This window comes from Thermodesulfovibrionales bacterium (assembly GCA_026417875.1).
Classification (GTDB): domain Bacteria; phylum Nitrospirota; class Thermodesulfovibrionia; order Thermodesulfovibrionales; family CALJEL01; genus CALJEL01.
In genome coordinates, this window is sequence record JAOACK010000062.1 from 1 (window position 1) to 10898 (window position 10898).

Consider the following 10898-nt stretch of genomic DNA (forward strand, 5'->3'; position numbering starts at 1 on the left):
GGTGGATGACCGAGAAAGGTACATACGCTGTCTGTCAGTTCATTGCTGAGTATATGCTCCACCCTGCAAGCATCATCCTTTGCCAGATCATCCCTCAATTCAAAAACATCAGAAAAAAGTCTCTCAGCAAGCCTGTATCTCCTTATAAGTGCCCGTGCCCTTTCATAACCCTTCTCTGTAAACTCAATCTCATCACCCTTTATATTTATCAATTCATCCTCAACGAGCAGGCTCAATATTGTCTCAGGAGATTCGTCATCAGAATTTGCCTTAAAATTAGATACCAGGGCCTTGCCATCCTCTTTAAGAATCCAGATGAGTTCAAGGGCTTCATCTATACGTTCATTTTCTATTGAAGTTCTGACTCTCATACTTTATCAAAAGGTAAAACAAGTTCCATCACATGCCCGAAGGTCCTTCTGTGGATAGGGCATAATCCATATATTCTCAGGTTCTTTTTATGGATTACCGTACCATATCCTTTGTGTTTTTTAAATCCATATGCTGGATAAAGGGAATCATAATATTCCATGATCCAGTCTCTTAAAACCTTTGCAATAATGGATGCTGCAGCTATGGAAGCACTCTTTTGATCACCTTTTACAACTGATATTTGTTTAGTTGATATAGGTAATTTCAGGGCATCGATGAGTACAATATCGGGAACTTTTTTTAATCCATTAATGGCCTCTATCATTGCCTTTTTTGTTGCCTCAAGGATATTGATTCTTTCTATCTCCTCAACATCAACAATGCCGAAACCTATATCCTCTGCCCCCAGTATGAGCTGCCAGAATAGTTCAGACCTTTTTTGAGGAGAAAGTTTTTTTGAATCATCAAGACCCTCTATTCTGAAACCCTCACTCAATATCACAGCACCAGCTACAACAGGACCGGCCAGTGAACCTCTTCCTGCCTCATCAACACCGGCCACAAGTCTGAACCCTCTTTTCCTGTAAGTCAGGTCAAATCTGAAAAGGGACATAAGGGTTATTATTTTCCCTCTTCTACTGTTCTGGTCTCCTTTTCTTTTATCTTTGCCTCCTTACCCTTCTTTCTTCTGAGATAATATAGCTTTGCCCTCCTCACGTCTCCTCTTTTTACAACCTCTATAGATTCAACTACAGGCGAATGAATTGGAAAGATCCTCTCAACTCCTACCCCGAAAGAGATCTTTCTTACCATGAATGTTTCTCTCAATCCTCCACCCCTGCGGGCTATTACAACCCCTTCAAAAGGCTGGAGCCTCTCCCTGTCTCCCTCCTTTACCTTCACATAAACCCTAACCGTATCTCCCACCCTGAAATCGGGTAATGACTTCTTTTTATAGGTCTCTTCAACTGCCTTTATCAATTCATTCATAACTCCTCCTTAATCTCTTTTATTAAAATTAAATCCTCTTCACTGAGGACAGCCTTTTCAAGAAGATCAGGCCTTCTTTCGAGTGTTCTTCTCAATGCCTCCTTCCTCCGCCACTTTCTTATGGCTTCATGATCACCGCTTAATAATATCTCGGGCACCTTCATACCTCTGAACTCAGGAGGTCTTGTGTAATGGGGATAATCAAGTATACCCCACTCAAAAGACTCCTCAAGGGTTGAACTGTAATTACCAAGAACCCCTGGCAGAAGCCTTGATACAGCATCTATTATAACCAAAGCCGGTAATTCTCCTCCAGTAAGGACATAATCTCCAATGGAAATCTCTTCATCAACAACACTTCTTACCCTTTCATCTACAGCCTCATATCTTCCGCATATAAGTAACAGACCTCTTTTTTCTCCTGAAAGTTCCCTTGCCATCTGTTGATTAAAAACTTTTCCCTGAGGTGTCAGAAGTATCACGACCCTTTCAATACCATCAGATTTTATCTGTTCAACTGCCTCAAATACAGGCTCCGGTTTCAAGACCATTCCAGAACCACCGCCATAGGGATAATCATCAACTGTTCTGTGCCTGTCCTTAGTAAAATCCCTGAGATTATGAATCCTCACATTTAACAAGCTCTCCTCTATAGCCTTTTTAATAACGCCGAAGGAAATATAGGTTTTAATGATATCAGGGAAAAGGGTTATGACATCAATAAGCATGATTCATAAAGTAATCTCTCGATTTTCAAGTCTTTATAAGGCTTGAAAGTTGATAAAAAGGGCAGGTATAGAAGCCTGCCCTCTATTCCTTAAATCTTAAGCTATAAAGAGCAATCTTAATTGGGCTCAGGCACTGTTCTATTCAAGAATCTCAAGTACGCAGCGCTTACCAATCTTTGTTCCAGCGGCACTCAGTATTGCCCTCATGGCACGAGCAGTCTTTCCCTGCTTTCCTATCACCTTTCCGAGATCACTCTGCGCAACCCTGAGCTCAAATACAGTGGTCTTTTCCCCATCCACCTCCTTAACACTTACCTCCTCTGGTTTGTCAACCAGAGCCTTTGCCATACTCTCAACTAATCCCTTCAGCATGATGGTTCACCTCCTCAAGGAATTTGGGGCACTACAGGCCCGCTCTAGTTAAAAGTCTTTTAACAGATTCTGTTGGCTGTGCACCTTTCTGTAACCATTCTTTAACCTTTTCTTTATCAAGCCTTACCTCTGAATTCTTCAGAGGATCATAGGTTCCAAGAAGTTCAATATAGGGACCATCCCTTCGTGTTCTTGAATCAGCAACAACAATCCTGTAAAAAGGCCTCTTGTGCGCACCCATTCTCATCAATCTTATCTTTACCACAGGACACCTCCTTTCTAATTATTATATCTCATAATGGCAGTATATTTGGAAGCCTCATGCCTTTCTTGCCTTTAAAGGCCTTCATTAACTTCTTCATCTCATTGTACTGTTTTAAAAGTCTATTTACATCAGCCACGGTTGTGCCACTTCCAAGTGCAATTCTTCTCCTTCTGCTTCCATTCAGTATTGAAGGATTCCTCCTTTCCTGAGGAGTCATGGAATTTATTATGGCCTCTATCTTTACAAACTCCTTTGTATCTATATTAATTCCTTTCAGTTTATTAAAACCTGGAATCATGCTCAGGAGGCTCTCGAGCGAACCCATACTTTTTATCTTTCTTATCTGGAGTCTCAGGTCATCAAGATCAAAATCATCCTCCCTAACCTTCTTTTCAAGTCTTTCTGCTTCCTTAATATCATATGTCTTTTGAACCTTCTCTATCAGGCTCAGGACATCTCCCATGCCGAGAATCCTTGAGGCAATCCTCTCGGCATAAAAAGGCTCTATTGCGTTAAGCCTTTCACCTGTTCCTATAAACTTAATGGGTCTTCCGGTCACGGCCCTCATAGAAAGAGCTGCCCCGCCTCTTGCATCTCCATCCATTTTTGTGAGTACTATCCCTGTTATGGATAATCTTTCATTAAAGGAAGAAGCAACATTCACAGCCTCCTGGCCTGTCATGGCATCCACAACGAGTAAGATCTCGTGAGGTGAGGTCTTCTCCTTTATCTTCTTTAATTCCTCCATCAGCTCCTCATCTATATGAAGACGACCTGCGGTATCAAGTATCACTATATCACGGGCATCAGTTTTTGCTTTTATAATTGATTCTTCACAGATCTTAACTGGATCATCTGCTAGCTTTGAATAAAATACAGGGATTCCGAGCTGGGTTCCAAGGGTTATTAGCTGCTCAATTGCAGCAGGTCTTTTGATATCTGCTGCAACTAGCATGGGTCTTCTGCCCTCAGATTTATAATAATTTGCAAGCTTTGCTGAAGTTGTAGTCTTCCCTGAACCCTGAAGCCCAACCATCATGATAATCGTAGGTGGATTGGCAGCAAGCTTTATTTTAGAATCTGAAGAGCCCATAAGAGCAATCAGCTCTTCATGAACAATCTTTATTACCTGCTGTCCAGGGGTAAGACTTTCAAGGATACTGCTGCCAACAGCTCTCTGTTTTACAGAAGAGATAAAATCCTTAACGACCTTATAATTCACATCTGCCTCAAGAAGGGCAATACGAACCTCTCTCAAAGCCTGTTCAACATCCTCCTCCTTGAGGATACCTCTCCCCCTGAGTTTTTTAAATATATGCTCAAGCTTTTCTGTTAATGCCTCAAACATCTTATATTATAATAACCTCTTTATTTCATTATCTATCCTATTTGCAAAGTCAGGAAAATAACCAGGAAATCTCTTCACCAGTATCCCGTCCCTGTTAACTATAAATATAGAAGGGATTGTATAAACCCCGAATTTTCTGCTTAAAGTAATACCATCAACCGCCACAGGATAAGGGATCTTATATTCATCTATAAAATCCTTTATCCTTTTAATATAATCTCCACCCTCATCAATCGATACTGAAATGAGCTCAAAACCTTTATCCCTGTTACTTTTATATATCTCTATCAGATCAGGAACAGCTTCTCTGCAGGCCTCACACCAGGTTGCCCAGAATTCAATAATTAAAACTTTACCTTTAAGATCGTGAAGCCTTATGAGTTCTCCATTGATATTTTTAAAGGATAGATCCGGAAGGGCCTTACCTTCCTGAATAACTGCTCTTTTGCAGGAAAGGAATACAAAGAATATAAGAAGAAGTAAAAAACCCTTCCATCTCATCAATCTCAACCTGACTCCCGACCTCTTAGCTCAATCTCTTCCAAAACTTTTCTGAATTCTTCAGGAAGAAAGAAGGGAATCTATCTTTGATTTTAAATGCGCCTTTGGAACAGCTCCAACAATCTGGTCAACCTTCTGACCGTTCTTAAAGAACATAATTGTTGGAATACCCATTATCTTGTATCTGCTGGCAACATCTGGATTTTCATCCGTATTGAGCTTAACAACCTTAACCTTTCCAGCGTACTCCTTTGCAAGCTCCTCCACAGTAGGTGCTATCATCCTGCATGGACCGCACCAAACTGCCCAGAAATCTACCATCACAAGCCCCGGTTCATTAAGCACTTCTTTCTCCCACGTCTCGGTAGTTGCTTCAACAACACCTTCTGCCATAAAGCCCTCCATCTGCGTTTTAATTTTAATTTTAAGTTTCAATTTAAGTTTTTTATTTAAGTTATTTTATTGTTTATAATGAATCTTTGTCAAGGATATTAATTCTGTGAGCAAAGCAAGCAGCTCCAAAACCATTGTCAATATTCATTACAGCCAGACCGGGCACGCAGGAATTAAGCATACTTAAGAGTGCTGCAATGCCTCCAAGACTCATTCCGTATCCAGAAGAGGTTGGCACACCTATAACAGGCTTATCAGTTAGTGCTGCTACAACACCCGGAAGAGCACCTTCCATTCCAGCAATTACTATGATTACCCTCGCCCTTTTAAGTCTGTCCATATGTTCCACAATCCTGTGAAGACCTGCTATCCCTACATCATAAAGCGTTTCTACACGACTTCCAAGAAATTCTGCTGTGACCATTGCCTCTTCAGCAATTCCAATATCCGATGTTCCTGCTGTGAGTATCAGAATGTCACCCTTTTTAGTTCTTGATCCACCTGCAACTATAGCACCACTCCTTTCATAGAATCTTGCGCTCTTAATCTTTAATTTTTTATATATCTCTAAACTTCCCCTTGTAATCAAAAATCTTCCATATTTTTTAAACATATCTCTTGCAATCCTAACCGTATCCTGAATAGACTTATCCTTTGCAAATATAACCTCTGGAATACCTGCAATTAATTCTCTGTAATAATCTATTCTTGCAACCTTTAGGTTAGCATAGGGAAGGTGAAGCAATTTTTTTAATGCCTCCTCTGGTGAGAGTCTTGCATCCCTTACATCCTTAAGTATTGCCAGAAGTTCTTCTCTATTCATAGCTCAGGAAATTCCTCCCTGAGTGGTCTTGTCATTAGTTCCTGGAGAGCCGTCTGAGGAGATTTATTCCTATAGATAATCTCATAAACGTTCTGAGTTATTGGCATCTCTACAGAATATCTTTCAGCAAGCTTACAGGCAGCCTCAGCAGTATAAAGACCCTCGGCTACCTCACGCATTCCGGCGAGGATATCCTGAAATCTTTCTCCTCTTCCGAGTTTGAATCCAAGGGTATAATTTCTTGAAAGATTGCTAGTACATGTAAGGATAAGATCCCCCACTCCGCTTAAACCTGAAAAGGTTCTGGGATTTGCACCCATTGCAACTCCAAGTCTTGTTATTTCAGCAAGACCTCTTGTTATAAGGGATGCCCTTGCATTGGCTCCAAGACCCAGACCATCAGCTATGCCCGAGGCAATTGCGATCACATTCTTAAGTGCACCGCCAATCTCAACTCCTGTTACATCATCATGAAGATAGACCCTGAAATTCTCGGAGCTCATTATATCCTGTATTAAAAGACCCTGATGTCTATCCTTGGTGGCAAGGGTTACCGCAGTAGGAAGACCCTTTGCCACCTCCTTAGCAAAGCTCGGACCTGAAAGCACCGCAACCTCAAGACCTGTGAGCTCCTTTAATATCTCTGATGGTGTAAGGAGTGTTCCCCTTTCTATGCCCTTTGAAAGATTTATTATTACAGCATCAGAGCTGAATTTAAGAGGTCTTGAAAGGACACTTCTTATGAACTGTGTTGGTACAGCATTAATAACGAATCTTGCCTTATGAATTGCATGCTGCAGATCTGTAGTGATCTCCACATGCTCTGGAATATAAAGATCTGGCATGTACCATTGATTTACTCTGGTATTTTTTATTATTTCAGCGAGCTCAGGCTCATAGACCCAGAGAGATACATCATAATCCTTTTTTGCCACATGACAGGCTATTGTGGTTCCCCAGTTTCCAGCACCTATTACAGCGATATAACCCATATTCAGAAAGCTAAAGCCTTTTCAAGACGCCTGAGCACCTTTTCTTTACCCATGACTTCAAGGACATCAAATATTGGTGGGCTTACTGTCTTTCCTGTAATTGCCACTCTCAGAGGTTGAGCAACGTCAGAAAGTTTTACTCCCAGCTCGATGGTAAATTTTTTAAATGCTTCTTCAAGGTTTTTACTAGTAAAGGGTTCTACATTCCCTAAAAGTTCTTTTGCCTTTTTTAAATATTCAATGGTTTTTTCATTTATAAATTTCTTCTTTGCATCTTCTTCAATCTCAATATCTTCAAGGATATAATATCTTAAAGAACTGGTGAGTTCTACAAGGGTCCTTGATCTTTCCTTGAGTGTAGCTATAGCCCTTGAAATCCACTGAATATCTATAGGTGTATCCTCTCTGATTATACCCTCCCTTATAAGAAAGGGCCTGACAAGCTCATAGAGCCTTTCATTAGTAGAGGTACTTATATAATGACTATTAAGCCAGAGTAGTTTTTCTGGATTAAAAACAGCAGGAGATTTGCCCACATTTTCAAGAGTAAATTTTTCTATGAGCTCTTCCCTTGAAAAAATCTCCTGATCCTTATAAGACCACCCAAGCCTCACGAGATAATTCAAAAGTGCTTCAGGAAGATAACCCATATCCCTGTAAGCCATTACAGATGTAGCACCGTGCCTCTTGCTCAATCTTGTTTTATCAGGACCAAGTATCATGGGAAGATGAGCAAATTGAGGAATATCGTATTTCAATGCCTTGTAAATATGGATCTGCTTGGGTGTGTTGTTAAGATGGTCATCACCCCTGATCACATGGGTTATTCTCATATCAACATCATCCACTACAACACAGAAATTATAAGTAGGTGTACCATCTGAGCGCATTATTATAAAATCATCAAGCTGTTCATTATCAAAAGTGACCTTTCCCCTTATAAGATCTTCGACTACCGTGATTCCGCTCTGGGGCATTCTGAATCTTATGGCTGGTAGCCTTCCAGGAACAGGCGTCTTAAGGTCTCTGCAGCGACCATCATATTTTGGTGGTCTGCCAGAAGCAAGGGCGAGCCTTCTTCTTTCTTCAAGTTCCTCAGGGGAACAGTAGCAATAATAGGCATTACCATCCTTTAAAAGCCTCTCAGCATAACTTTTATAAATATCTAATCTGTCTGTCTGCCTGTAGGGACCTTCATCCCAGTCAAGCCCGAGCCATCTCATACCTTCTATGATTGCCTCAATAAATTCCTCTGTTGAACGACTCCTGTCGGTGTCTTCTATTCTCAGAATAAAAACACCCTTATTATGACGGGCAAAAAGCCAGTTAAAAAGTGCTGTCCTTGCTCCACCTATGTGGAGGTGGCCGGTAGGACTTGGAGCAAATCTTACCCTCACCATTGCTATTGAATATAGCAAAATCTTGAATCAACGAGCAAGGTGCCTTCACATGATTTAGTAATACTCTATGCTAAAACATCTTACTGACCTCCAAACAGTATTGAATACTATTAAGGTGGTATTTACTGTGTCATAGGTTTTAGACTCCTTAATAAGTCTTAAAAATAGAAGCAGAACATTATCCTGAAAAACAGACTTTATTGTAAAGTAATAACTATCTGAAAGTAATTCAATGCTTACCTGGCAGAGGATTTATGGAGTTTTTAAGTCTTGAAAGGAGATATTCTTTCTCAAAATTTTCAAAACTGATATTACCTAATACCTGAGTTATCCCTAGTTACTGAGACCCGGTTTACTTACAGATTCGATAAAAAATCCTTAGGCTCAAGAACACCTTTCCAGGCACTGTAGGTCTTGACATTTGGTGCAAGAGTGATTAGCATTTTATAAAATGCTTATTCAGGAGGATAGGTTATGAATGGAACAAATAAAAAAGGCTTTACCCTTGTGGAGCTCGCTATCGTACTTGTGATAGTCGGGATACTTTTACTAATCATCCTAAAAGGAGCCTCTCTTATTGAGAATGCAAAAATTAAAAGACTCGGTACCCTCACAAGGGAAATCACTGCGGCTTTTTACACCTATTATGACCGGTACAGCAATCGCTTCCCTGGTGATGACAATACAGTGTCCAGTAGATGGACAGGCTCTGTTGATGGAAACGCCAACGGTCTTCTTGAGGGAAATTTTGTATTTAACTGCAGTGGTTCTGAAGTGGTTAATCAAGAGTCCTGCAATGCCTGGAGTCATCTCAGGCTGGCCGGAATCATAACAGGTACTGGAAGAATAAATCCTGCCCATCCCTATGGAGGCACTGTCAGTGTTGCCTATGGTACCGTAAACGGTATATCTGTAAACTGGATAGCTTTTAATAACATTCCAAGAGATGTGGCAAGGACAATAGATATACAGAATGATGATGGCATATATAACACAGGCACAATCCAGGCAGATGGAGACTACAACAATACTATGATATCTCTTGTGACACTCTATTCAAAGTTATGATGAACCAAAATATACTAAGACTTTTAAAATAGAGACCCTTGAAGATATCCCGATAGTAATAACTAAAAGGACTGACCTGATTGAGAAATTTTGAAATAAAGTTAGTAAAAAAGGCGCCATCTTATTTTGGCAGATTTATAAGAATGATGCTCTTGATACAGATGTGGTTATTACAGGGGTCCTCAAGAAGGATAGTGAAAAAGTTTGCCTGTTAAAGAGATTTCAATAAAAGCTGACAGGACAGATTTCAAAGGCTGCTTACAGGGCTAAGGTCATTGACAGGGGCTTAAAACTTCCTGCATTTATCATATTTACTGGAAAGAAATTCTCAGAGGGTGCTGAAAAAGGTGAGAAGTACCTGGAGTTAAACTATGTTAAAAAATTGACAGTTTGTTAAATTACCTAGCATGAATCTAATAAACTTTAAATTTAAAAGGCAGTCAAGATAATTAAAAACATAAGTAAAAACTGAAATTTATTGAAAGTTTTTGGCAATATTTGACGAAATTTGTCATATATATCTGAATTAGATATTATATAAAACCTTTGATAAAAAAGTTTTTTATAGGGGCATATTTTTTGCTAATCAAAAAATGGTTTGTTTTTTATGAAAACCAGCCCTGCTTTGCAGGGAAATTTTCATTAAAGGAGGACACTATGAGAGGACTGAAAAACAGCAAGGGTTTTACCCTCATTGAGCTGGCAATAGTGCTCGTGATTATTGGCATAATCCTTGGAGCAGTGCTCAAGGGACAGGACCTGATTGAAGGTGCAAAGGTGAAGAAGATAATAAACTTTCCGAACAAATGGGAAATTCCGATATGGGCCTTCTATGATAAGAAAGGCTATTTCCCTGGAGACACAGACACAACAAAGGATGGTTTGATAAACAGTTTTGCAGCACTTAAAACAGACCTTGACAATGCCAAACTTTCCTATCCTGCTGACACAGAAGCAGATGTAACCATTGAAATTAAAGGTCTTGCTAATGTATGCGGTGCAGGAGCAACTGTAACCCGGAATGTTATGCTCTTAACAAATGTTCCTGCTGATTATGCTGTACAGCTTGATATAAGTCAGGATGGAACAGCAGATGGTACAAAAGGTAGGGTTCAATACTGTGGTACAGCAGGTACAACCACTGCAGCTGCATGGCCTACAACAGGAACTGTTACAGTAACCTATCTCTTTGATAAGATGTATTAAAAAATTAGAGGGAGGCAAAAGCCTCCCTCTTTTATCAAGATCTTTTCGAGAAAATTTTCATGTGTTATGAGAAAAAAAATTTAATTATAAGCTTCCAACTATTTCATCCCTTTTTTCACAAAAAAGGTTTCACCCTCATTGAGCTTGCAATTGTGCTGGTAATGCTGGGCCTTATTACTGCCCTTGGAGCAAGCCTTATAGGTCCTCTGTTAAAGCAGGCAAAACTAAGAGAATCAAGAGAAATTGTTGTATCAGCCAGAGAAGCTGTGATAGGTTATGCAATGCAGTACAAAATGCTACCAGATACCCTTTCTGTAGCTGGAGCAAGGAATGTAGATGCCTGGGGAAATAGCCTTTATTATTACAGAGATGAAAATCTGAAAAACTCTAATCTCTGTATTACCAAACCTGCCTATACAATATCAACATTAAATGATAAC

General features: G+C 39.9%; 15 protein-coding genes. 3 read left to right on the forward strand and 12 right to left on the reverse strand.

Annotated elements, in window-relative coordinates:
* From N2257_09300 to gltX, 12 genes are all read right to left on the reverse strand, one after another.
* On the reverse strand, positions 1 to 371 hold a 371-nt coding region (locus N2257_09300; protein ID MCX7794580.1), incomplete at its 3' end, for a hypothetical protein.
* On the reverse strand, positions 368 to 985 hold the full coding sequence (locus tag N2257_09305; GenBank protein ID MCX7794581.1) for a ribonuclease HII: 618 nt from the start codon (positions 983 to 985) through the stop codon (positions 368 to 370). The genes N2257_09300 and N2257_09305, both read right to left, overlap by 4 nt.
* An 8-nt stretch (positions 986 to 993) precedes the next feature.
* On the reverse strand, positions 994 to 1362 hold the full coding sequence (rplS, locus tag N2257_09310; GenBank protein MCX7794582.1) for a 50S ribosomal protein L19: 369 nt from the start codon (positions 1360 to 1362) through the stop codon (positions 994 to 996).
* The gene (gene trmD, locus N2257_09315) at positions 1359 to 2090 is read right to left on the reverse strand and encodes a tRNA (guanosine(37)-N1)-methyltransferase TrmD (protein MCX7794583.1); all 732 of its coding nucleotides are present in this window, start codon (positions 2088 to 2090) and stop codon (positions 1359 to 1361) included. The genes rplS and trmD overlap by 4 nt, the downstream gene beginning before the upstream one ends.
* 138 nt (positions 2091 to 2228) lie before the next feature.
* Complete coding sequence (locus N2257_09320) at positions 2229 to 2462, reverse strand: KH domain-containing protein (protein MCX7794584.1); 234 nt, start codon at positions 2460 to 2462, stop codon at positions 2229 to 2231.
* 31 nt (positions 2463 to 2493) lie between these two features.
* Positions 2494 to 2727 (reverse strand): 30S ribosomal protein S16, encoded by a 234-nt coding sequence (gene rpsP / locus N2257_09325; protein ID MCX7794585.1) that lies wholly within the window; start codon positions 2725 to 2727, stop codon positions 2494 to 2496.
* A gap of 28 nt (positions 2728 to 2755) precedes the next feature.
* Positions 2756 to 4075, reverse strand: a complete 1320-nt coding sequence (gene ffh / locus N2257_09330; protein MCX7794586.1) for a signal recognition particle protein — start codon at positions 4073 to 4075, stop codon at positions 2756 to 2758.
* A 6-nt stretch (positions 4076 to 4081) separates the two neighbouring features.
* Positions 4082 to 4576, reverse strand: a complete 495-nt coding sequence (locus N2257_09335; GenBank protein MCX7794587.1) for a TlpA family protein disulfide reductase — start codon at positions 4574 to 4576, stop codon at positions 4082 to 4084.
* Positions 4577 to 4636: 60 nt separating this feature from the next.
* Positions 4637 to 4981 carry a thioredoxin gene (gene trxA, locus N2257_09340; GenBank protein MCX7794588.1) on the reverse strand — a complete coding sequence of 115 codons (345 nt, stop codon included), beginning with the start codon at positions 4979 to 4981 and terminating at the stop codon, positions 4637 to 4639.
* Between the two features lie 61 nt (positions 4982 to 5042).
* Positions 5043 to 5792, reverse strand: a complete 750-nt coding sequence (gene larB, locus N2257_09345; protein MCX7794589.1) for a nickel pincer cofactor biosynthesis protein LarB — start codon at positions 5790 to 5792, stop codon at positions 5043 to 5045.
* On the reverse strand, positions 5789 to 6784 hold the full coding sequence (locus N2257_09350; GenBank protein ID MCX7794590.1) for an NAD(P)-dependent glycerol-3-phosphate dehydrogenase: 996 nt from the start codon (positions 6782 to 6784) through the stop codon (positions 5789 to 5791). Before N2257_09350 ends, larB begins: the two co-directional genes overlap by 4 nt.
* 2 nt (positions 6785 to 6786) lie before the next feature.
* Entirely contained in the window at positions 6787 to 8184 is a 1398-nt protein-coding gene (gene gltX / locus N2257_09355) for a glutamate--tRNA ligase (GenBank protein MCX7794591.1), read from the reverse strand.
* Positions 8185 to 8658: 474 nt separating this feature from the next.
* Between gltX and N2257_09360 the strand changes: the two genes are divergently transcribed.
* The 3 genes from N2257_09360 to N2257_09370 form a co-directional block, all read left to right on the forward strand.
* Positions 8659 to 9252, forward strand: coding sequence for a prepilin-type N-terminal cleavage/methylation domain-containing protein (locus N2257_09360; GenBank protein ID MCX7794592.1), 594 nt, complete (start codon positions 8659 to 8661; stop codon positions 9250 to 9252).
* Between the two features lie 657 nt (positions 9253 to 9909).
* The gene (locus N2257_09365; protein MCX7794593.1) at positions 9910 to 10458 is read left to right on the forward strand and encodes a prepilin-type N-terminal cleavage/methylation domain-containing protein; all 549 of its coding nucleotides are present in this window, start codon (positions 9910 to 9912) and stop codon (positions 10456 to 10458) included.
* Positions 10459 to 10517: 59 nt separating this feature from the next.
* A partial coding sequence (locus N2257_09370) for a type II secretion system GspH family protein (GenBank protein ID MCX7794594.1) occupies positions 10518 to 10898 on the forward strand: 381 nt, incomplete at its 3' end.